Source organism: Streptomyces sp. RK62 (assembly GCF_018070255.1).
In the GTDB taxonomy this organism is placed as follows: domain Bacteria; phylum Actinomycetota; class Actinomycetes; order Streptomycetales; family Streptomycetaceae; genus Streptomyces; species Streptomyces nigra.
This window is the reverse complement of sequence record NZ_JAGPYD010000002.1, coordinates 389,645-411,639: the sequence shown is the minus strand read 5'-3', so window position 1 is coordinate 411,639 and position 21,995 is coordinate 389,645. Positions and strand designations below refer to the sequence as shown.

15 protein-coding genes are annotated in these 21,995 nt (G+C 71.9%); 4 read left to right on the top strand and 11 right to left on the bottom strand.

Annotated features, from left to right (window positions below; genetic code table 11):
- Window positions 1-16: 16 nt before the first annotated feature.
- Both pruA and KBY32_RS05580 read right to left on the bottom strand, forming a co-directional pair.
- Window positions 17-1,648, bottom strand: coding sequence for an L-glutamate gamma-semialdehyde dehydrogenase (pruA, locus tag KBY32_RS05585; protein ID WP_055624308.1), 1,632 nt, complete (start codon window positions 1,646-1,648; stop codon window positions 17-19).
- 77 nt (window positions 1,649-1,725) lie between these two features.
- On the bottom strand, window positions 1,726-2,652 hold the full coding sequence (locus KBY32_RS05580; RefSeq protein ID WP_210979073.1) for a proline dehydrogenase family protein: 927 nt from the start codon (window positions 2,650-2,652) through the stop codon (window positions 1,726-1,728).
- A 181-nt stretch (window positions 2,653-2,833) separates the two neighbouring features.
- On the opposite strand from KBY32_RS05580, the gene KBY32_RS05575 reads away from it, so the two are divergent.
- Entirely contained in the window at window positions 2,834-4,009 is a 1,176-nt protein-coding gene (locus KBY32_RS05575) for a CdaR family transcriptional regulator (protein WP_055624310.1), read from the top strand.
- Window positions 4,010-4,016: 7 nt separating this feature from the next.
- Here KBY32_RS05575 and KBY32_RS05570 read toward each other — a convergent pair whose 3' ends face one another.
- Window positions 4,017-4,595 (bottom strand): TetR/AcrR family transcriptional regulator, encoded by a 579-nt coding sequence (locus tag KBY32_RS05570; RefSeq protein ID WP_210979072.1) that lies wholly within the window; start codon window positions 4,593-4,595, stop codon window positions 4,017-4,019.
- 84 nt (window positions 4,596-4,679) lie between these two features.
- On the opposite strand from KBY32_RS05570, the gene KBY32_RS05565 reads away from it, so the two are divergent.
- Window positions 4,680-6,230 (top strand): MFS transporter, encoded by a 1,551-nt coding sequence (locus KBY32_RS05565; protein WP_210979071.1) that lies wholly within the window; start codon window positions 4,680-4,682, stop codon window positions 6,228-6,230.
- A gap of 13 nt (window positions 6,231-6,243) precedes the next feature.
- Here the strand turns inward: KBY32_RS05565 and serA are convergent, their stop codons facing one another.
- The 6 genes from serA to KBY32_RS05535 all read right to left on the bottom strand — a co-directional run bounded on the left by serA (window position 6,244) and on the right by KBY32_RS05535 (window position 16,242).
- Window positions 6,244-7,833 (bottom strand): phosphoglycerate dehydrogenase, encoded by a 1,590-nt coding sequence (gene serA, locus KBY32_RS05560; RefSeq protein WP_055624313.1) that lies wholly within the window; start codon window positions 7,831-7,833, stop codon window positions 6,244-6,246.
- A 231-nt stretch (window positions 7,834-8,064) separates the two neighbouring features.
- The gene (gene ilvC, locus KBY32_RS05555) at window positions 8,065-9,063 is read right to left on the bottom strand and encodes a ketol-acid reductoisomerase (protein WP_210979070.1); all 999 of its coding nucleotides are present in this window, start codon (window positions 9,061-9,063) and stop codon (window positions 8,065-8,067) included.
- Between the two features lie 118 nt (window positions 9,064-9,181).
- Window positions 9,182-9,706 carry an acetolactate synthase small subunit gene (ilvN, locus tag KBY32_RS05550; protein ID WP_055624315.1) on the bottom strand — a complete coding sequence of 175 codons (525 nt, stop codon included), beginning with the start codon at window positions 9,704-9,706 and terminating at the stop codon, window positions 9,182-9,184.
- Between the two features lie 21 nt (window positions 9,707-9,727).
- Window positions 9,728-11,572 (bottom strand): acetolactate synthase large subunit, encoded by a 1,845-nt coding sequence (locus KBY32_RS05545; protein ID WP_107096853.1) that lies wholly within the window; start codon window positions 11,570-11,572, stop codon window positions 9,728-9,730.
- A gap of 243 nt (window positions 11,573-11,815) precedes the next feature.
- Window positions 11,816-14,839 carry a bifunctional diguanylate cyclase/phosphodiesterase gene (locus KBY32_RS05540; protein ID WP_210979069.1) on the bottom strand — a complete coding sequence of 1,008 codons (3,024 nt, stop codon included), beginning with the start codon at window positions 14,837-14,839 and terminating at the stop codon, window positions 11,816-11,818.
- 452 nt (window positions 14,840-15,291) lie between these two features.
- Window positions 15,292-16,242 carry a 2-hydroxyacid dehydrogenase gene (locus tag KBY32_RS05535; protein WP_210979068.1) on the bottom strand — a complete coding sequence of 317 codons (951 nt, stop codon included), beginning with the start codon at window positions 16,240-16,242 and terminating at the stop codon, window positions 15,292-15,294.
- Window positions 16,243-16,317: 75 nt separating this feature from the next.
- Here KBY32_RS05535 and KBY32_RS05530 point away from each other — a divergent pair, with 75 nt between their 5' ends.
- Both KBY32_RS05530 and KBY32_RS05525 read left to right on the top strand, forming a co-directional pair.
- A complete protein-coding gene (locus KBY32_RS05530) occupies window positions 16,318-17,316 on the top strand; it encodes an aldo/keto reductase (RefSeq protein WP_115507894.1) in 999 nt (332 codons plus the stop codon).
- A 108-nt stretch (window positions 17,317-17,424) separates the two neighbouring features.
- Window positions 17,425-18,627 (top strand): sorbosone dehydrogenase family protein, encoded by a 1,203-nt coding sequence (locus KBY32_RS05525; RefSeq protein WP_210979067.1) that lies wholly within the window; start codon window positions 17,425-17,427, stop codon window positions 18,625-18,627.
- Here KBY32_RS05525 and KBY32_RS05520 read toward each other — a convergent pair.
- Both KBY32_RS05520 and KBY32_RS05515 read right to left on the bottom strand, forming a co-directional pair.
- Window positions 18,614-18,850, bottom strand: a complete 237-nt coding sequence (locus KBY32_RS05520) for a DUF6191 domain-containing protein (protein ID WP_210979167.1) — start codon at window positions 18,848-18,850, stop codon at window positions 18,614-18,616. The genes KBY32_RS05525 and KBY32_RS05520 overlap by 14 nt on opposite strands.
- 38 nt (window positions 18,851-18,888) lie before the next feature.
- The gene (locus tag KBY32_RS05515) at window positions 18,889-21,957 is read right to left on the bottom strand and encodes a helix-turn-helix transcriptional regulator (protein ID WP_210979066.1); all 3,069 of its coding nucleotides are present in this window, start codon (window positions 21,955-21,957) and stop codon (window positions 18,889-18,891) included.
- Window positions 21,958-21,995: the final 38 nt, after the last annotated feature.

Sequence of the window (21,995 nt, the reverse complement as noted above, 5' to 3'; positions counted from 1 at the left end):
CACGCACGTCGGACGGTCAGCCCATGTGCGGGTACGCGTAGTCGGTCGGCGGGACCAGCGTCTCCTTGATGGCGCGGGTCAGCGTCCAGCGCATCAGGTTCTGCGGGGCACCGGCCTTGTCGTTGGTGCCGGAGGCACGGCCGCCGCCGAAGGGCTGCTGGCCGACGACGGCGCCGGTCGACTTGTCGTTGATGTAGAAGTTGCCGGCCGCGTAGCGCAGCTTCTCCATGGTGTACGCGGTCGCCGCGCGGTCGGTCGAGATGACCGAGCCGGTCAGCGCGTACGCGGACACCGACTCCATCTGGGTCAGCATCTCGTCGTACGTGTCGTCCTCGTAGACGTGAACGGCGAGGATCGGGCCGAAGTACTCGGTCGTGAAGACCTCGTTCTCCGGGTCGCTGCACTCGATGACGGTCGGGCGGACGAAGTAGCCGACCGAGTCGTCGTAGGAGCCGCCCGCGACGATCGTGCAGGACGGGTCGGCCTGGGCGCGGTCGATGGCGGCCTTGTTCTTGGCGAAGGCGCGCTCGTCGATGACGGCGCCGATGAAGTTCGACAGGTCGGTGACGTCACCCATGGTCAGGTAGTCGACCTCGGCCGCGAACTCCTCCTTGAACCCGGAGTTCCAGATCGACGCCGGGATGTACGCCCGGGAGGTCGCCGAGCACTTCTGGCCCTGGTACTCGAAGGCACCGCGGGTCAGGGCGGTCTTCAGGACGGCGCGGTCGGCGCTGGGGTGCGCGACGACGAAGTCCTTGCCGCCGGTCTCGCCGACGATGCGGGGGTACGAGCGGTACTTCTCGATGTTGTTGCCGACCGTCTTCCACAGGTACTGGAAGGTCTTGGTCGAGCCGGTGAAGTGGATGCCCGCGAGGTCGCGGTGCTCCAGCGCCACCTTGGAGACCTCGATGCCGTCACCGGTGACGAGGTTGATGACGCCCTTGGGCAGTCCGGCCTCCTCGAGGAGCTGCATCAGCAGCACGGCGGCGTGGGTCTGCGTCGGGGACGGCTTCCAGACGACGACGTTGCCCATGAGGGCGGGCGCGGTCGGCAGGTTGCCCGCGATGGCCGTGAAGTTGAACGGCGTGATCGCGTAGACGAAGCCCTCCAGCGGGCGGTGGTCGAGGCGGTTCCAGACGCCCGGGGAGTTCGCCGGGGGCTGCTCGGCGAGCAGGTCGCGGGCGTATTTGACGTTGAAGCGCCAGAAGTCGACGAGCTCGCAGGGGGTGTCGATCTCGGCCTGCTGGGCGGTCTTGGACTGGCCGAGCATGGTGGAGGCGGCCAGCGTCTCGCGCCAGGGGCCGGCCAGCAGCTCGGCGGCGCGCAGGATGATCGCGGCGCGGTCGTCGAAGGACATGGCGCGCCAGGCCGGCGCGGCGGCGAGGGCCGCGTCGATGGCGTCCTGGGCGTCCTGCTGGGTGGCGGTGCCGAAGGTGCCGAGGCGGGCCTTGTGGTTGTGCGGCTGCACGACGTCGATCCGGTCGCCGCCGCCCATCCGCTTCTCACCGCCGATGGTCATCGGCAGGTCGATGGGGTTCTCGGCCAGCTCCTTGAGCTTGGCCTCCAGCCGGGCGCGCTCGGGCGAGCCGGGGGCGTAGCCGTGCACCGGCTCGTTGACGGGGGTGGGGACCTGGGTCACAGCGTCCATGGGTTCCGTAACTCCTTACTGAGCGTGTGTATCGAGCCGTTGTGCAGGGGCCGGGGGTGGGGCCGCGGTGCGGTGGCTCAGCCCTTGCTGACCATGGAGCGGACGAAGAACCGCAGGTTGGCGGGCTTCTCCGCGAGCCGCCGCATGAAGTAGCCGTACCAGTCGGTGCCGTAGGCCGTGTAGACGCGCATGCGGTGGCCCTCGGCGGCCAGCCGCAGGTGCTCGTCGCTGCGGATGCCGTACAGCATCTGGAACTCGTACTCGTCCAGTTTGCGCCCCGCGCGGCGGGCGAGCTCCTGTCCGATGGAGATCAGTCGCGGGTCGTGGGAGCCGATCATCGGGTACCCGGTGCCCTCCATCAGGATCCGCAGGATCCGGACGTACGCCTTGTCGATGTCCTGCTTGCGCTGCAGGGCGACCTCGGCGGGCTCCTTGTAGGCGCCCTTGACCAGGCGGACGCGGCTGCCGTTCGCGGCGAGGCGGCGGGCGTCGTCGTCGGTGCGGTACAGGTAGGCCTGGATGACGCAGCCGGTCTGCGGGAAGTCCTTCCGCAGCTCCTCGTGGATGGCGAACATCGAGTCGAGGGTGGTGTGGTCCTCGGCGTCCAGCGTGACCGTCGTGCCGATGGCGGCGGCGGCCTCGACGACGGGGCGGACGTTGGCGAGGGCCAGCTCGTGGCCGCCCTCCAGCGCCTGGCCGAACATCGACAGCTTCACGGACATCTCGACGCGCTCGCCGAGCTCCAGGTCCTTGATGCGGTCGACGAGGTGCAGATAGGCGTCGCGGGCGGCGGCGGCCTGCTCGGGGCGGGTGATGTCCTCGCCGACGACGTCCATGGTCAGCTCCAGGCCCTTGCCGGTGAGCTCCAGGACGATCGGCACGATCTCGTCGACGGTCTCGCCGGGGATGAACCGGTCGACGACCTGCTTCGTCACCGGGGCCGCCGAGATCAGGCGTCGCATCCGGTCGCTGCGCGACGCGGCGAGAATCACGGGACCCAGCACGGGGCACCTCCACAGACAACGAAAGGCGGCCGCATCCCGACCATTCGGGTACGGCACGGAGAACCACCGTGAAACCTAGGGATCTCTCCGATCGTCGGCCATCGACAGCTGTCACGCATCCGTGCCGGAGATCTCAGACATATGTATGAGGCCCCCGGTGGAATGAGGGAGAATCGCCCGTGTGACGCCCGCAGACAAGGCCGACTACCAGGAGCTCGTGGACGAGATCTCCGAGCTTCTGGGCGCCCCGGCGACGCTGGAGAACCGCGACTTCGAGCTGATCGCCTTCGGCGCGTACGACAGCGAGGGCGAGCTCGACGCGTCGGCCCTGGACCCGGTGCGCACCCGCTCGATCCTGACCCGGCGCTCCACGGCGGCCGTGCGGACCTGGTTCGAGGGTTTCGGCATCACCCGGGCGAGCGGCCCGGTGCGTATCCCGCGCACCCCGGAGGCCGGGGTGTACCGCGCACGGATCTGCCTTCCGGTACGCCATCGGGGTGTCGTCCTCGGCTATGTGTGGCTGCTGGACGGCGATCCCGGCCCCACCGACCGGCAGCTGGACGACGCGATGGCGGTGACCGCGCGGATCGGCGCGCTGCTCGCTGACGAGGCGCAGCACGGCGCCGATCTGAGCCGTGAGCTGCGCGCGGTGCTGACCGCGGAGCGCGGCTGGCAGAGCGACATGGCCGTCGCCGAGCTGCGCACGGCCCTCGGCCCGCGTGCGGACGGCGTCCACACGGTGCTCTGCGTGGCCCCCTGGCCGTCCGCGGACCCGGACGACGCCCCGTCGGTCCGGACGGTCCCGCACGCCACCGCGCTGTGCACGGTCCCCTGGGGCGCGGCCGGGCAGAGCCTCGCGGTGCTCGTCCGGCTGCGCTCGGCGGACGTACGGACGGCGGCGCACGCGGCGGCGGCCCGGCTGCTGAAGGACGACACGACGCCGGCCCGCCCCTCCGCGGGCCTCGGCGAACCGCGCACCGGGCTCGCCGAGCTGGCCGCGTCCTGGCGTGAGGCGTCGGCGGCGGCGCGCGCGGCGCTGGCGGAGCCTCGGCTCGGCCCGGTGGCCGAGTGGTCCGGCATCGGCCCGTACCGCCTGCTGACCGCCCTGCCCCCGGAGGCGTCCCGCGACGCGGCGATCGCCCCGCTGCTCTCCCCCGCCCAGCGCGAACTCGCCCACACCGCCGAGGTCTATCTGGACCGCGCGGGCCAGGCGGGCCGCACGGCCGCCGAACTCGGCATCCACCGCCAGACCCTGTACTACCGCCTCTCCCGCGTCGAGCAGCTCACCGGCCTGGACCTGGACGACGGCGAGGACCGCCTGCTGCTGCACATGGCGCTGAAGGCCGTCCGGCTGTAGGGGTCGCCTAACCGGCGGCCTCGACGACCATGCCGAGCCCCTCGGTGAGCGCGTCGGCGTCGGGCGCGCGGTCGGGGTCGAACTGCCACTGGACGATGAGGCCGGTCATCAGGGTGGTGTAGAAGCGGCCGAGCGTGTCCAGGGTCCTGTCCGGGACATCCTTCTCGGGCACGCCCGTGAACAGGGCGACGAGGGCCCGTTCGGCGTCCCGCTGCTGGCGCGCCAGATGATCGCGTACGGCGGGCAGTTGGTCCCCCATAGCCACGATCTCGACGCTGAGCCGCCACATCGAACCGGGCTCGCGCATGGTGGCGATGATGTTCGCCCACACCTCGCGGAACCGCTCCAGGGAGCCGGGCGGGGCCGTGACACCCCCGACCTCCGCCCCCTCGAAGGCGTCGGACAGCTCGCCGACCAGGGCCAGGTAGGCCTCCGCCAGCAGCGCGTCCTTCGAGCCGTAGTGATAGCCGATCGACGCCAGGTTGGTCCCCGACTCCTTGACGATGTCGCGTGCCGTCGTGCGCGCGAACCCCTTCGCCAGCAGGCAGCGCTTGGCGCCTTCGAGCAGATCCTCACGGTGTCCCATGCGACTCACCCTACCGCCCATCCATACAGCCGTCCTATACAAGTGTTCTAGACAAGCGTTTAAGACGCGCGTACATTCACCGGCATGACTTCCGAACCGAAGAGCGCCACCCCTGTGCCGACCCGTGCCGGCCGCCGCGAATGGACGGCCCTGGGCGTGCTGATGCTGCCGCTGCTGCTGGTCTCCATGGACGTCTCCGTCCTCTACTTCGCCATCCCGGCGATCGGCGCGGACCTGCGGCCCAGCGGCACCCAGCAGCTGTGGATCTTCGACATCTACGCCTTCGTCCTCGCCGGACTGCTGATGACGATGGGCGCCCTCGGCGACCGCGTCGGACACCGCCGGCTGCTGCTCACCGGCGCCGCCGCGTTCGGCGCTGCCTCGCTCGCGGCGGCCTACGCCGGCAGCGCCGGGATGCTGATCGCGGCCCGCGCGGTCCTCGGCGTCGGCGGCGCTACCCTGATGCCGTCGACCCTGGCCATGCTGCGCGCGCTGTTCCACGACCCCGGCCAGCGCGCGAAGGCGATCGGGGTGTGGTCGGGCGTGATGACGGCGGGGATCGCGCTCGGCTCGGTGCTGAGCGGGGTGCTGGTGGAGTTCTTCTGGTGGGGCTCGGTCTTCCTGGTCAATCTGCCCGCGATGGCCCTGCTGCTGGTCCTCGGCCCGCTGCTGCTGCCGGAGTCGCGAGCGGACCGCCCCGGCCGCTTCGACCTGCTCAGCGTCCCGCTGTCGCTGGCGGCCGTGCTTCCCGTGATCTACGGGCTGAAGGAGATCGCCGCCGACGGCTGGAACGTCCGCTACGTCGTGTCGATCACCGTCGGCCTGCTCTTCGCGGCCCTGTTCGTGCACCGTCAGCGCACGGCGGCGGCGCCGATGATCTCCCCGGAGCTGTTCCGTGGCCGGGGTTTCGCACCGGCCGTCGCCCTCAACCTGCTCTCGGCGTTCGGTGTGATGGGCTCGGCCTACTTCACCACGCAGTACCTGCAGTCGGTGCTCGGCAAGAGTGCCCTGGAGGCGGCCCTGTGGGCGCTGCTGCCGTCGGTGCCGATCGCCGCGGCGGCCCCCGTCGCCACCGGGCTGGTGAACCGGGGCGTGCACCGGGCCCATGTCGTCGCGGGGGGCTTCCTCGTCGCCTCGGGCGGCTTCGGGGTGCTGTCCCTGGCCGGCCCCGACTCACTGGCCCTGGTCCTCGGGGCCTGCGCGATCCTCGCGGTCGGCGGTGTCGTCGTGATGTCCCAGATCATGGATCTGGCGCTGGGAGGCGTGCCGGTGGAGCGGGCGGGGGCCGCGTCCTCGCTGATGGAGACGTCGAGCGAGTTCGGCGGGGCGATGGGCATGGCGGTGCTCGGCTCGATCGGGGCCGCCGTCTACCGCCATGAGGTCCCCGCGTCGGCGCCGGACGCGGCCCGCGAGACCCTGGGCGGTGCGCTGGCCGTCGCGGACCGGGTGCCGGGGCTGGCGGCGGTCGCGCGCGAGGCGTTCACCAGTGGGATGCGGGGCGCGGCACTCGCCGGGGCCGTCGTACTGGCCGGGGCGGCGGTGCTGGCCGCGCTCACCCTGCGGCGCTCCGGCGCCCGGGGGCGGACATGCGAAACGCCGGACGAGCCGAGCACGCTCAGCCCGTCCGGCGTCTGAGAGACGACCTGGATCAGGTCAGGTTCACCGCACGCGCGGACGTCGCGCCGATCTCGGCCGCGACCTCCGCCAGCACCCCGGCGGGCACCGTGTCGTCGACGGTGAGGACGGCCAGCGCCTCGCCGCCGGCCACGGCCCGCGAGACCTGCATACCGGCGATGTTGAGGCCCGCCTCGCCGAGGATGCGGCCGACGGTGCCGACGACACCCGGGCGGTCCTCGTAGCGCAGGACGGCCATGTGGTCGGCCAGCGCGAGGTCCACGTCGTACTCGCCGACGGCGACGATCTTCTGGAGGTGCTTCGGGCCGGCCAGCGTGCCGGAGACCGACACCTCCTCGCCGTTCGCGAGGGTGCCGCGCACGGTGACGACGTTGCGGTGGTCGCTCGACTCGGAGCTGGTCGTCAGCCGCACCTCGACGCCGCGCTCCTGCGCGAACAGCGGGGCGTTGACGTAGGAGACCGTCTCGTCGACGACGTCCTCGAAGACACCCTTGAGGGCGGACAGCTCCAGCACCTTCACATCGTGCTGGGTGATCTCGCCGTACACCTCGACGTCGAGACGGACCGCGACCTCGCCGGCGAGCGCCGTGAAGATCCGGCCGAGGCGCTCGGCGAGCGGCAGGCCCGGCTTGACGTCCTCGGCGATGACGCCGCCCTGGACGTTCACCGCGTCGGGGACCAGCTCACCGGCGAGCGCGAGCCGCACGGAGCGGGCGACGGCGATACCGGCCTTCTCCTGGGCCTCGTCGGTGGAGGCGCCGAGGTGCGGGGTGCTGACGACCTGGTCGAACTCGAACAGCGGGGAGTCCGTGCAGGGTTCCTTCGCGTACACGTCGAGACCGGCGCCGGCGACGCGGCCCTCCTTGAGGGCGGAGTACAGCGCCTCCTCGTCGACGATGCCGCCGCGCGCGGCGTTGACGATGCGCACGCTCGGCTTGACCTTGCGCAGCGCCTCGTCGCCGATCAGGCCGACCGTCTCCGGGGTCTTCGGCAGGTGGACGGTGATGAAGTCGGAGACCTCGAGCAGCTCGTCCAGGGACAGCACCTTGACGCCCATCTGCGCGGCGCGGGCCGGCTGGATGTAGGGGTCGTAGGCGACGACCTTCATGCCGAAGGCGGACATGCGCTGGGCGACGAGCGCGCCGATGCGGCCGAGGCCGACGACGCCGAGCGTCTTCTCGGCCAGCTCCACGCCGGTGTACTTGCTGCGCTTCCACTCGCCGTTCTTCAGCGCGGCGTTGGCCTGCGGGATGTTGCGGGCGGTGGCGAGCAGCAGACCGCAGGCCAGCTCGGCGGCGGTCACGATGTTCGAGGTGGGGGCGTTGACGACCATGACGCCGGCCTTGGTGGCGGCGGAGACGTCGACGTTGTCCAGGCCGACGCCGGCTCGCGCGACGACCTTGAGCTTGTTGGCGGCGGCGATCGCCTCGGCGTCCACCTTGGTCGCGGAGCGGATCAGGATCGCGTCCACGTCGGCGATGGCGGGCAGCAGCTCGGCCCGGTCGGCGCCGTTGCAGTGCCGGATCTCGAAGTCCGGACCAAGTGCGTCCACGGTCGCGGGCGAAAGCTCTTCAGCGATGAGTACGACGGGTTTCGAGCTCACGTGAGTCCTCACAAGTCCATTGCGGACGGCCGTCCCGACGGCCGCAGGCGGTGGAGGGGTGCTAGCCGCGTGGAAGACGCACGACGCTGTGGGCCTGACGCGTATGTAGTACGGCAGTGTAGTGCCGTGACGGGGGCGGTCTCACGCCCCTGCGGAAGGATCACTCGTCCGTGGTTGGACGAGATGGACAACAGGGCCGGAGCGAGCGCTCCGACCCTGTCGGCCTGAGGCTTACGCCTCCTCGTTCACCCAGCTCATGAGCTTGCGCAGCTCCTTGCCGGTGGTCTCCAGCAGGTGCTCGGAGTCCTGCTGCTTGTACTCGTTGTACTTCTTCAGGCCGCCGTGGTACTCGTCCATCCACTGCTGCGCGAAGGTGCCGTCCTGGATCTCGGCGAGGACCTTCTTCATCTCCGCCTTGGTGGCGTCGGTGATGATCCGCGGGCCGGTGACGTAGTCGCCCCACTCGGCGGTCTCGGAGATCGACCAGCGCATCTTCTCCAGGCCGCCCTCGTACATGAGGTCCACGATCAGCTTCAGCTCGTGCAGGCACTCGAAGTACGCGATCTCCGGCTGGTAGCCGGCCTCGGTCAGCGTCTCGAAGCCGGCCTTGACCAGCGCGGCCGTACCACCGCAGAGGACGGCCTGCTCACCGAACAGGTCGGTCTCGGTCTCCTCGGTGAAGGTCGTCTTGATGACGCCGGCGCGGGTGCCGCCGATGCCCTTGGCGTACGACAGGGCGAGCGCGAAGCCGTTGCCCGTGGCGTCCTGCTCGACGGCTGCGATGCAGGGGACGCCGCGGCCCTCCTCGTACTGACGGCGCACCAGGTGGCCCGGGCCCTTGGGGGCGACCATGCAGACGTCCACGCCGGCCGGGGGCTTGATGAAGCCGAAGCGGATGTTGAAGCCGTGGCCGAAGAAGAGCGCGTCGCCGTCGTTCAGGTTCGGGGCGATGTGCTCCTCGTAGACCTGGGCCTGGATCGGGTCCGGGACGAGGATCATGATGACGTCGGCCTCGGCGGCGGCCTCGGACGGGGTCACCACGCGCAGGCCCTGCTCCTCGGCCTTCGCCTTGGACTTGGAGCCCTCGTGCAGACCGACGCGCACGTCGACACCCGAGTCACGGAGCGACAGCGCGTGGGCGTGGCCCTGGCTGCCGTACCCGATGACCGCGACCTTGCGGCCCTGGATGATGGACAGGTCGGCGTCGGCGTCGTAGAACAGCTCGGCCACTTTGGGTTCTCTCCTTGGGTGCAGGTGTTGCGTCCCACCGTATGACGGTGGGGGTGAGGGAGGTCTCGGGGTCTCGGAATGCGGGCGGCCGGATTCGCCCGGCCGCCCGAACGGCGTCCTACGCCGACCGGTCCAGGGCGCGCAGCGACCGGTCCGTGATCGAACGGGCGCCGCGGCCGATGGCGATCGTGCCGGACTGGACGAGCTCCTTGATGCCGAACGGCTCCAGCATCTTCAGCATGGCCTCCAGCTTGTCGCTGGAGCCGGTGGCCTCGATCGTGACGGCCTCCGGGGAGACGTCGACGGTCTTGGCGCGGAACAGCTGGACGATCTCGACGATCTGGGAGCGCGTCTCGTTGTCGGCGCGGACCTTCACCAGAACGAGTTCACGCTGAACGGCGGAACCGGGCTCCAGCTCGACGATCTTCAGCACGTTGACGAGCTTGTTGAGCTGCTTCGTCACCTGCTCCAGCGGGAAGTCCTCGACGCTGACGACGATCGTGATGCGGGAGATGTCGGGGTGCTCGGTGACACCGACCGCGAGCGAGTCGATGTTGAAGCCGCGCCGGGAGAACAGGGCGGCGATCCGGGCCAGGATGCCCGGCGTGTTCTCCACCAGGACGGAGAGCGTGTGCTTGGACATGATCTTTTACGTCTCTCTCGCTCAGTCGTCTTCGTTGTCGCCGAAGTCGGGGCGGACGTCCCGGGCGGCCATGATCTCGTCGTTGGAGGTGCCGGCGGCGACCATCGGCCACACCATGGCGTCCTCGTGGACGATGAAGTCGACGACGACGGGGCGGTCGTTGATGGAGTTCGCCTCCTCGATCACCTTGTCGAGCTCGTCCGGCGACTCGCAGCGCAGGCCCACGCAGCCCATGGCCTCGGCCAGCTTGACGAAGTCCGGCACGCGGGTGCCCTTGGCCTGCGGGTTGACGTCGTCCGGGCCGGAGTGCAGCACGGTGTTGGAGTAGCGCTGGTTGTAGAACAGGGTCTGCCACTGGCGGACCATCCCGAGGGCGCCGTTGTTGATAATGGCGACCTTGATCGGGATGTTGTTCAGGGCGCAGGTGGTGAGTTCCTGATTGGTCATCTGGAAGCAGCCGTCGCCGTCGATCGCCCAGACGGTCCGGTCCGGGACGCCGGCCTTGGCGCCCATGGCGGCCGGCACCGCGTAGCCCATCGTCCCGGCGCCGCCGGAGTTCAGCCAGGTGGCGGGCTTCTCGTACTGGACGAAGTGCGCGGCCCACATCTGGTGCTGGCCGACGCCCGCCGCGAAGACGGTGCCCTCCGGGGCGAGCCGGCCGATCCGCTCGATGACCTGCTGCGGGGAGAGCGAGCCGTCCTCGGGCAGGTCGTAGCCGAGCGGGTAGGTGTCGCGCCAGCGGCTGAGGTCCTTCCACCAGGCGGTGTAGTCGCCCTGGTGGCCCTCGGCGTGCTCCTTCTGGACGGCCTGGACGAGGTCGGCGATGACCTCGCGCGCGTCACCGACGATCGGCACGTCGGCGGCGCGGTTCTTGCCGATCTCGGCGGGGTCGATGTCGGCGTGGACGATCTTGGCGTACGGGGCGAAGCTGTCCAGCTTGCCGGTGACGCGGTCGTCGAAGCGGGCTCCGAGGGCGACGATCAGGTCGGCCTTCTGCAGCGCGGTGACGGCGGTGACCGAACCGTGCATGCCCGGCATTCCCACGTGCAGCGGGTGGCTGTCGGGGAATGCGCCGAGCGCCATCAGGGTGGTGGTGACGGGCGCTCCGGTGAGTTCCGCGAGGACCTTCAGCTCGGCGGTGGCGCCGGCCTTCAGGACGCCGCCGCCGACGTAGAGGACGGGGCGCTTCGCGGAGGTGATGAGCTTGGCGGCCTCACGGATCTGCTTGGCGTGCGGCTTGGTGACGGGCCGGTAGCCGGGCAGGTCCATGACGGGCGGCCAGGTGAAGGTGGTCCTCGACTGGAGGATGTCCTTGGGGATGTCGACCAGGACGGGTCCCGGGCGGCCGGTGGAGGCGATGTGGAACGCCTGCGCGATGGTCCGCGGGATGTCCTCCGCCTTGGTGACGAGGAAGCTGTGCTTGGTGATCGGCATGGTGATGCCGACGATGTCCGCCTCCTGGAAGGCGTCCGTGCCGATCGCCTTGGACACGACCTGGCCGGTGATCGCGACGAGCGGCACGGAGTCCATGTGCGCGTCCGCGATCGGGGTGACCAGGTTGGTGGCGCCGGGACCGGACGTCGCCATGCACACCCCGACCTTGCCGGTGGCCTGCGCGTAGCCGGTGGCCGCGTGGCCCGCGCCCTGCTCGTGGCGGACCAGCACATGGCGCACCCGGGTGGAGTCCATCAGAGGGTCGTAGGCCGGCAGGATCGTGCCCCCGGGGATGCCGAACACGGTGTCGGCGCCGACCTCCTCGAGCGAGCGGATGAGGGACTGCGCACCCGTGACGTGCTCGGGCATGGACTGCTGTCCTCCGGATCGGGGCCGGGGCTGTGGGTGAGCCCCGGAGGCCTGCTCGGTCATCGGCATTCTCTTCTCGATGCTGAGGGTTTTTGCGAGGTTTGGGCGGAGTTTCGGCGTTGCATCACAGGTGCTGGTGCAACAAAAAACCCCTCGTGCCATAAGGCAAGCGAGGGGAGCGCGCCGGGTGTGGGTCGCTGGGATTCCGGGTCGGTCCGGACGTCACCAGCTTCAGCCGACGCGCTTTCCAAGTACGAGAATTCGGGTGCGCATGGCACTGACCCTCCCCCCGGCGCGCACTCGGTGTCAAGTGGGTGGGACGGGAGTCTCATTATGTGAGCGGAGCCCCGTCCCGCCTCCGAGAACGGCCGGAACCCCTCCGGCGTACCTGCCCGTCCCCCGGTCGGCGGGCTCCCGCGCACTGCCCACGAACGCCGGTTCGACGGCGCCGTTCGGTACCGGGTAGTGGCCGGCGGTGAGCGCCCGGCGCAGCCGGTACTCGTCCAGCGGACCGGAGAAGGCCATGCCCTGTCCATGGGTGCAGCCCATGGAGCGCAGCGCGACCACCTGTTCGGGGAGGTCCACCCCGTCGGCCACCGACTGGAGCCCGAGGTCGGACGCGATGCGGAGCAGCCCGCCGGTGATCTTGTGCAGCCGGGCGGACTCGACGACGCCCTCGACCAGGCCCCGGTCGAGCTTGAGCACGTCGACGGGGAGCCGGCGCAGGGCGGTGATGGCCGCGTAGCCGCTGCCGAAGCCGTCCAGGGCGATCCGGACGCCGAGCCGGCGCAGCCCGCCGAGCCGGCGCTCCAGCTCGTCCAGCGAGATCCTCGGGTCGAGGTCGGCCAGCTCGATGACGAGCGACCCGGACGGCAGCCCGTACCGGGTCAGGAGCGTCTCCACGGAGCCGAGGGGCATCGACCGGTCGAGCAGCCGGCGCGCGCCCACCCGTACGGCGACGGGGACGGCGTGTCCGGTCGCGGTGCGCTCGGCGGCCTGCTCGACGGCCTCCTCCAGCATCCAGCGGCCGAGCTCGGCGGTCTTGTCGCTGTCCTCGGCGACCCGCAGGAACTCGGCGGGGGTGAACAGCACGCCCTGCGAGGACCGCCAGCGCGCCTGGGTGGCGACCGACGTGATCCGGCCGGTCTCCAGGCACACCACCGGCTGGTGCAGCAGCGCGAACTCGCCGTCGTGGAGCGCGGCCCGCAGACGCGTGGCCAGCTCCGCCTTGCGGACGACGTCCTGCTGCATCTGCGGCTTGTACAGCTCGACGCGGCCCTTGCCGCCCGCCTTCGCCCGGTACATGGCCAGGTCGGCGTTGCGCAGCAACTCGCCCGCGCCGAGGCCCGGTTCGGCGAAGGCGACGCCGATGGAGGCGTTGACCCGGACATCGTTGCCGTCGATGAGGTAGGGCTGGGACAGCGTCACCCTGAGGCGGTCGGCGAGCTCCAGGATGTGCCCTTCCCGGGCGGTACGGTCGCGTGTGCCGTCCCCGGTGATCAGGGCCGCGAACTCGTCGCCGCCCAGCCGCGAGGCGATGTCCCCGCCGCGGACCGCGTCCTGGAGTCTGCGGGCGGCCTGGACGAGTAGCTCGTCCCCGGCCTGGTGTCCGATCGTGTCGTTGACGCCCTTGAAGCCGTCGAGGTCGATGAAGAGCACGGCCGTATTGCGCAGGGCGGCGCCCCGGTCGGTGGCGCGGCGGCCGGACAGGGCCTGCTGGACGCGCTTGGTGAACAGGGCGCGGTTGGGCAGGTCGGTGAGCGGGTCGTGCTCGGCGTTGTGCTGGAGCTGGGCCTGGAGTCGGACCCGCTCGGTGACGTCCCGGCTGTTGAAGATCAGCCCGCCGTGGTGCCGGTTGACCGTCGACTCGACGTTGAGCCAGCCGCCGTCGCCGGAGCGGAACCGGCACTCGATGCGCGTGGTGGGTTCCTCCAGCGGGCTGGCGGCGAGGAAGCGGCGCACCTCGTGCACCACGCAGCCCAGGTCCTCCGGGTGGATGAGGCCGGCCAGCTCCGAGCCGACCAGCTCCTCGGCGGAGCGGCCGTAGACGCCGGCGGCGGCCGGGGAGACGTACCGCAGGATGCCGCTGGGCGCGGCGATCATGATGACGTCGCTGGAGCCCTGCACCAGGGAGCGGAAGTGGTTCTCCTTCTGGGCCAGTTCCTGGGTGAGGGTGATGTTGTCGAGCAGCATGATGCCCTGGCGCACGACGAGGGCGAGCACCACGGTGCCGCCGGTGATGAGCACCACCTGGTCGACGCTCCGGCCGTTGAGGACGTTGTACAGGATGCCCAGGGTGCAGACGGCGGCGGCGAGGTAGGGCGTGAGCGCGGCCAGGGAGCCGGCGATCGGCCGGGTCAGCGGGTACCGGGGCTGGTCGCCCTGCTGCGGGGCCGGGTGGTGGTGGCCGGCGCCGCGCTGGCCGGGCAGGTGCTCGTGGACCACGCGGGAGTGCCCCCCGTCGTCCTGCGGCCCGGCGGCGCCCTTTCCGCGCCGGGGCGCCGCCCAGGGCGCGTAGGCGAGGAGCAGGGAGCCGGCGAACCAGCCGGCGTCGAGCAACTGGCCGGACTGGTACGAGTGGTGGAACAGCGGCGAGGTGAACAGGGCGTCGCACATGACGGTCAGGGCGAGCGCGCCGATCGCGGTGTTGACCGCGGTGCGGTTGGCCGAGGAGCGCCGGAAGTGCAGGGCGAGCACCATGCTGACCAGGGCGATGTCCAGCAGCGGATAGGCGAGCGAGAGCGCGGTGTGCGCCACGCCGGGCCCCTCGGACTTGGCGGCCTGGGCGAGGGCGAGGCTCCAGGCCAGCGTCAGCAGCGAGCCGCCGATCAGCCAGGCGTCGAGCCCCAGGCAGACCCAGCCGGCCTTGGTCACGGGCCGTTTGGCGAGCACCAGGAGGCCGACGATGGCGGGCGGCGCGAAGCACAGGAAGAACCCGTCGGCGTACGAGGGACTCGGCACGGGCCGCTCCAGGACGACCTCGTACCACCCCCAGACCAGATTGCCGAGGGCGGCCATCGCCGAGGAGAGCGCGAACAGCAGCCAGGCGGGCCGGAAGCGGATCCGGCGGCTGCGGGCGTACCGGAAGCAGGAGACGGCGGCCACCGCGGCGGCGGCGGCCAGCCCGAAGTCGCCCATGATCAGCGCGAGTCGGCCCGAGCCCCAGCCGAGCGCGGACCCGACGGCGTAGGCCGCGCACACCAGGGCCAGCGCGACCTGCTGGGCGAGCGCCGAGCCGCCGAACAGGGGGCGGTGGGGCAGGGCCGGCCGCGGCAGACGCCGGTTCCGCACTCCGTCGACACGTGTCGGGGAGGGCGGCGGCGAGCTCACCGGTCTCCTCCGGTGTGCGCCGCTCGCGGGTCCCGTGGGTCCGGGTGGGCCGGGCGGGTCTGCCGCCTCCTGCCGCCGGGCCCACCATGATGTCGGCCGTGACGGCAGCCGTGACCGTCCTCGTGGCCGCGTCCGCGGGCGGCCGTCCTCCAGGGTCGCCGTCGGCGGCCCCGCCGCGTCGGATCGATCGTCCATAGGCCGTGCATCGCCCGTCGCCCCCCTCACACATCTGGTCTGTCCGTCCCCGGCGCCGAACGGTGCACGGCGCAGCCCCTGTCCGGACGATACACCAGTCTCGTCACTCAGGGACATAGCATCTCTACTCTCCGTGACGACCAGCGCATATGCACGTACGGACCGTTCCCGAAGGGTTGCGGACGGTACTCGAAGCGGATTTCCGGCTTGTTGCGTGCGGCGCGCGCGTCACCCCGCGCGTGGTCGGCCGGTGGGCGTCACGCGGGGTTCGCGCCCGTCGTAAGGATCACGTTCCGCAAGGGCTCCCGGTTCACCCAACGAGTCAACTGGTCCACCAGCAACCGCTTCGCGCGCGGCAGGAACGCGGAGGTGGGTCCGCCGACGTGCGGGCTGATCAGGACGCCGGGGGCGCGCCAGAGGGCGTGCGCCGGCGCAAGCGGCTCGGGGTCGGTGACGTCCAGGGCCGCGGTGATGCGGCCGGTCTCCAGCTCGGCCAGCAGTGCCTTGGTGTCCACGACGCCGCCGCGCGCCACGTTGACCAGCAGCGCGCCGTCCTTCATCCGGGCGAGGAAGGAGGCGTCGACCAGGTGCCGGGTCTCTTCCGTGAGGGGCGTGGACAGGATGACGACGTCCGCGTCGGGCAGCAGCGCGGACAGATCGGTGAGTGGATGCACGGGGCCGCGCGCCGTGGTGCGCGCCGAGCGCGCGACGCGCGCCACCCGCGCCACCTCGAAGGGAACGAGCCGGTCCTCGATGGCGGCGCCGATCGAGCCGTATCCCACGATCAGGACGTTTCTGTCGGCGAGCGCCGGGCGGAAACCACCGCGCCACTCCCCCTTGTCCTGCGCGCGCACGAAGTCGGGGATGCCGCGCAGGGACGCGAGGATCAGCGCGAGCGTGAGCTCGGAGGTGCTCGCCTCGTGCACCCCGCGCGCGTTGCACAGCCGCACGCCGGGTCGCAGATGCCGCAGACCCGGCTCCACGTGGTCGGTGCCTGCGGACAGCGTCTGCACGACCTCCACGGCGGTCATCTCCGGCAGGGGCCGTTGCCCGACCGCGGACGGCTTCATGTACGGCACGACGTAGAAGGCGCAGTCCGCGGGGTCGGCGGGATAGTCCTCGGCGCCATCCCAGAAGCGGTACGCGGGACCTGCGGGAAGGCCCTCGATCTCGTCCGGACGGAGAGGGAGCCACACGTCAGCAGTCATGCCTGGAGGCTATGTCAGGCGAACTGGAGTGCAGAGGTTAGGTTGGGGTGCCGGAAGAGGGAGGGTTACGGCCAGGTGGAGCGCAGGACGATCGGCGCGGGCGCACTCGCGGTGGGAGCCGTCGGACTCGGGTGCATGCCGATGAGCTGGGCCTACAGCTCGTCGCGGCAGCGCGGCGAGGAGTCCCTCAGAACCGTGCACCGCGCGCTCGATCTGGGCACGACGCTGCTGGACACCGCCGACATGTACGGCCCGTTCACCAACGAGCTGCTGATGGGGCGGGTGTTGAAGGAGCGGCGGCCGGACGCCTTCGTGTCGACGAAGGTCGGTCTGCTCGTGGGCGAGCAGCACATCGTGGCCAACGGCCGTCCCGGCTATGTGAAGCGGGCGTGCGACGCCTCGCTGCGCCGGCTACAGACGGACGTCATCGACCTGTACCAACTGCACCGCGCCGACCCGGAGATACCCGTCGAGGAGACGTGGGGCGCGATGGCCGAGCTGGTGCAGGCCGGCAAGGTGCGGGCGCTGGGGCTGTGCGCGGTCGGCGCCCGCGGCGGCCGGCGTTCCGGAGCGCGGCTGCACGACGCCACGATCCGCCAGCTGCAGCGGGTGCAGCAGGTCTTCCCGGTGAGCGCGGTGCAGGCCGAGCTGTCCGTGTGGTCGCCCGAGGCGCTGGAGACGCTGCTGCCGTGGTGCGAGGCCCGCGGGGTCGGCTTCCTGGCCGCGATGCCGCTGGGCAACGGCTTTCTGACCGGCACCCTGACCCCGGGCCAGGGTTTCGAGCCGGACGACGTGCGGGCCCGGCACCCGCGCTTCACCGCCGAGATGATGGCGGCGAACCAGCCGATCGTGGTGGGGCTGCGCCGGATCGCCGCCCGGCACGGCGAGGGGGTCACACCGGCGCAGGTGGCGCTCGCCTGGGTGCTGGCGCAGGGGCGGCACGTGGTGCCGGTGCCGGGTGCCAAGCGGGAGCGGTGGGCGGCGGAGAACGCGCGGGCCGAGGCCCTGCGGCTGACGAGCGAGGACCTGGCCGAGGTGGCGGAGCTGCCCCGGGCACGGGGATCCTGGGACTGACGGCGGTCCCGCGGCCCGGCCGGGCCGCGTGCCCCCTGACCGGAGATCCGGACCCGTGATCCGAGATCCGTGCTCGGAGATCGGGAACCCGTGGGGCCCGGGCGGTGTATGAAGAGTGAGACCCGCCGCGTCGAAGGGACCGTGATCGTGCAACGTCGAGCTGTGTCGGCCGTGTTGGCCGCGGCCGCACTCCTGCTGACGGCCGGATGTTCGTCCGGCGACGGTGACGCGCCGGAGAAGAACGGCGGGGGGAGACCGACCGCGACCGCCGGCTCGGAGACGTCGCCGGGCGCGCGGGCGACCGCGACACCGCCCGCGAAGGGCTCGGTCTCCGTGGTGCGCACGGTCGCCGAGGGCCTGAAGACCCCCTGGGGTCTCGCCCCGATCCCGGGCGGTGACCTGCTGGTCTCCTCGCGCGACGAGGCCACGATCACCCGGATCGACACGAAGACCGGGAAGAAGACCGAGCTGGGCGAGGTGCCCGGAGTGTCACCGGCCGGCGAGGGCGGGCTGATGGGCATCGCCCTCTCCCCGGACTTCGCCGCGGACCACATGATCTACGCCTACTTCACCTCGGCCTCGGACAACCGCGTCGTGCGGATGCTCTACGACGAGAAGCGGCCCGCCGGACAGCAGCTGGGCGCACCGGACACGATCTTCAAGGGCATACCCAAGGGCTTCATCCACAACGGCGGCCGGATCGCCTTCGGCCCCGACCGGATGCTGTACGCGGGCACGGGCGAGAGCGGTGACACCGGTCTGTCGCAGGACAAGAAGTCGCTGGGCGGCAAGATCCTGCGGATGACCCCGGAGGGCGAGCCGGCGCCGGGCAACCCCTTCCCGGACTCCCCGGTGTACTCGTACGGCCACCGCAATGTGCAGGGCCTGGCCTGGGACCGTGAACAGCGGCTGTTCGCCTCGGAGTTCGGCCAGGACACCTGGGACGAGCTGAACGCGATCAAGCCGGGCGACAACTACGGCTGGCCCGAGGCGGAGGGCCGCACCGACGACGACGCCTTCCACAGTCCGCTCGCCCAGTGGGCCACCGACGAGGCCTCCCCGAGCGGGCTGGCCCACGCCGAGGGCTCCCTGTGGATGGCGGGGCTGAGAGGGCGGACGCTGTGGCGCGTCCCGCTGGGCGGCACCGAGGCGTCGGCCGACCCGCAGCCCTTCCTGAAGGAGGAGTACGGCCGGCTGCGGACGGTCGTGGCGGCGGGCGGTGACAGGCTGTGGCTGGTGACGAGCAACACCGACGGACGGGGCGACCCCAAGGCCGGCGACGACCGCGTCCTGGAGCTCAAGGTGAGCTGAGCCTCCGGCCGGGGGCCCGGTCCTGATCCTGGGGCTCGTCGGCGCCGTCCTCCTCGTCGGAGGTCTCCGTGAGCCGTATGACGACCTTTCCGGAGGCGAGGTCTATGGGGCCGCGTCCGGGGTCGTTGTCGCCGACGTCCTCGCGGCTCAGCTCCAGGCGCTTCTGTTCGTCGCGGGTGTGCTTGCGGCCCGGTGCGAAGAGTTCCTCGAACGGGTTGAACACAGGACCTCCCACGGCCGGCGTCCTTCTCAGCGTATGCCTCAGGCGTGCGTTCCGGAGCCGAGCGTCTCCAGGGGAAACAGCCCCATCCGGTGCGCCACGGCGGCCGCCTCGCCCCGGCCGGAGACACCGAGCTTGGCCAGGATGTTCGACACATGGACGCTGGCGGTCTTCGGGGAGATGAAGAGTTCCTCGGCGATCTGGCGGTTGGTGCGGCCCGCGGAGACCAGGCGCAGCACATCGCGCTCGCGGCTGGTGAGGCCGAGGGTGTCGGCCGGGTCGGCGGCGGGCGGGGCCGTGGTCAGGCTGAGGCGGGCCCGCTGGGCCAGCAGGGTCGTGGCGTCGGCGAGGGGGCGGGCGCCCAGGTGGTCGGCGGTGGCCCGGGTGAGCCGGAGCAGTTCGGTGGCGCGGGCGCGCTCGTCGTCGCCGCCCGCGGTCAGCAGCGCCTCGGCCAGGCGCAGGCGGACCCGGGCGAGGTCGTAGGGGCGTTCCAGGGCTTCGAAGGCGGTGACGACGTCGGACCAGGTGTCGGGGTCGGTGTGGTCCTCGGCCCGGTCGAGCTCGGCGCGGGTCCACCGCTCGTGGGCGCGCCACACGGGCGAGCCCGTGGCGAGGGTGCGTACGGCGTCGAAGAGGCGGCGCAGATAGGCGGTGCGTGCTGCGGGCCCGTCCGGCGGCGGGAGGGCGCGGGACTCGGACTCGGCGACGGCGGCGGCCAGCAGCAGTGGCCAGGCGTAGCGCTGGGTGCCGGGCGGGAAGCCGGCGTCGAGGGCCCGGTCGGCCTCGGCGCGGGCGTCGAGGAGGCGGCCCTCGGCGGCGGCGATCTCCAGGGCGAGGTGGGACATGGGGAGGTTGTGCTGGGGCATCGGGTCGTGGGTGCCGTAGGAGGCGCGGGCGGCGGCGAGATGGCGGGCGGCCTCGGCGGTCTCGCCGCGGGCGAGGGCGAGCTGGGCCAGGCGGTTGGCGGCGCCGCCGCGCGGCTTGGCGGACTGGCTGGTGCGCTGGGCGCTCACGGCGGCCTCGGCCGCCTCGTCCCAGCGGCCCAGGGTCGTCAGGGACTCGGCGAGGTTGACCCACACCCAGGCCTCGGAGTCGCGCAGACCCCACTCCTGGGTGAGCCGCAGGCCCTCGCGCAGGATGGACACGGCCTCCGCGGAGCGACCGACGGCCTCCAGGGCGGACGGCAGGTTCACATGGCTGCGGCCCACGACCGAGGTCAGGCCCCGGGCCAGGACGGCTTCCTTGACCTCGTACATCTGGGCGAGACCGGCGCTGTCGCCGGCTTCGACCATGAGTCCGCCGAGGGTCAGGCGGGCGTTCAGCTCGATGTCCTCGGCGCCGACCATGCGCGCGTACTCCACGGCCCGTTCGGCCGCGGACACGGCGTCGGGGCCGGGGTCGCGCAGCATGGACCAGCTGGCGGCGGTGGCCAGCACCTCGGCGTGCACCTCGGACGGCGGCAGTCCGCGCACCAGGTCCTGGGCGGTGCCGATCTCCTTCCAGCCGTCGCCGCGGGCCAGGGCCTGCGTCAGCCGGGAGCGCTGGATCCAGAACCAGGCGGCGCGCAGCGGGTCCTGTTCCTCCTCCAGCAGGTGCAGGGCCCGCTTGGTGATCTTCAGGGCGCGTTCGCGTTCCCCGCAGCGCCGCCCGGCGACGGCCGCCTCGGCCATCAGGTCGAGGTAGCGCAGCGGGGTGGGGGCGGGGTCGTGGGGCTCGCCGCGCCGCTCGGCCAGCGGGGGCGGGTAGGCCTCGGTGTAGTCGACGGGGCGCAGGGTGGCGCGGATGTCCGCCGGGGTGACGTCCCACAGTTCCATCGCCCGTTCCAGCAGCCGGAGTTGCTCGGAGTGGGCGCGCCGGCGGCGGGCGGTGACGGAGGCGTCCAGGACGGCGGGCAGGGCCTTGGCCGGGTCGTGGGCGTGGTACCAGTAGCTCGCCAGCCGCATGACGCGTTCACCGGCCGGGACGAGCGTCGGGTCGGCTTCGAGGGCTTCGGCGTAGCGGCGGTTGAGGCGGGAGCGTTCGCCGGGCAGCAGGTCGTCGGCGACGGCCTCGCGGACCAGGGAGTGCCGGAAGCGGTAGCCGTCGTCGCCGGGCGCGACGCTCAGGATGCTGGCGTTGACGGCGGCCCGCAGCGCCTCGATCAGATCGTCCTCGGCGAGGTCGGCGACGGCGGCGAGCAGCCGGTACTCGACGGTGGAGCCGCCCTCGGCGACGAGCCGGGCGATCCGCTGGGCGCTCTCGGGCAGCCGCTCGACGCGTACGAGCAGCAGGTCGCGAAGGGAGTCGGTGAGGCCGTCGCAGGCGCCCTCGTGGGTGGCGACGGCGAGTTCCTCGACGAAGAAGGCGTTGCCGTCGGAGCGTTCGAAGATGGCGTCGACCTGGGCCGGGTCGGGTTCGCGGGCGAGGATGCCGGCGATCTGGCAGCCGACCTCGTCGCGGGTGAAGCGGCCGAGCTCGATACGGCGGACGGTTCGCAGCCGGTCGAGTTCGGCGAGGAGGGGGCGCAGCGGGTGACGGCGGTGGATGTCGTCGGAGCGGTAGGTGGCGAGGACGACGAGGCGGCCGGTGCGCAGGGTGCGGAAGAGGTAGGTCAGCAGGTGGCGGGTGGAGGCGTCGGCCCAGTGGAGGTCCTCCAGGGCGACGACGACGGTGCGGTGGGCGGCGAGGCGTTCCAGGAGGCGGGCGGTGAGTTCGAAGAGGCGGGCCATGCCCTCCTCGCCGGAGCGGTCCGCGCCGAGGGCGGCGGGGGTCTCGCCGACCTCGGGCAGCAGCCGGGCCAGTTCGTCCTCCTGTCCGGCGGCGGCCGCGGCCAGCTCGTCGGGCAGTTGCCGGCGCAGGGCGCGCAGCGCGGTGGAGAAGGGGGCGAACGGAAGGCCGTCGGCGCCGATCTCGACGCAGCCGCCGAGGGCGACGACGGCGCCCGCGCGGGCGGCGGCGCCGGCGAACTCCTCGACGAGGCGGGTCTTGCCGACGCCCGCCTCGCCGCCGATGACCAACGCCTGCGGCTCGCCCGCGGTGGCACGGGCGAGCGCGTCGTCCAACGTCTCCAACTCGGTGGTGCGGCCGACGAACACGGGACTTACGGAGCGGCTCTCCACGGGCCCGAGCATCGCACGCGGCGCGGTCGGCGCGGCACCGGTTTTCCGGG

Excerpts from the sequence above, each read along its gene's own strand:
- pruA (WP_055624308.1), bottom strand. The coding sequence starts at position 1,648 with ATGGACGCTGTGACCCAGGTCCCCACCCCCGTCAACGAGCCGGTGCAC.
- KBY32_RS05570 (WP_210979072.1), bottom strand. The coding sequence starts at position 4,595 with ATGGGACACCGTGAGGATCTGCTCGAAGGCGCCAAGCGCTGCCTGCTG.
- KBY32_RS05565 (WP_210979071.1), top strand. The coding sequence starts at position 4,680 with ATGACTTCCGAACCGAAGAGCGCCACCCCTGTGCCGACCCGTGCCGGC.
- ilvN (WP_055624315.1), bottom strand. The coding sequence starts at position 9,706 with ATGTCCAAGCACACGCTCTCCGTCCTGGTGGAGAACACGCCGGGCATC.
- KBY32_RS05545 (WP_107096853.1), bottom strand. The coding sequence starts at position 11,572 with ATGACCGAGCAGGCCTCCGGGGCTCACCCACAGCCCCGGCCCCGATCC.
- KBY32_RS05535 (WP_210979068.1), bottom strand. The coding sequence starts at position 16,242 with ATGACTGCTGACGTGTGGCTCCCTCTCCGTCCGGACGAGATCGAGGGC.
- KBY32_RS05525 (WP_210979067.1), top strand. The coding sequence starts at position 17,425 with ATGAAGAGTGAGACCCGCCGCGTCGAAGGGACCGTGATCGTGCAACGT.
- KBY32_RS05515 (WP_210979066.1), bottom strand. The coding sequence starts at position 21,957 with ATGCTCGGGCCCGTGGAGAGCCGCTCCGTAAGTCCCGTGTTCGTCGGC.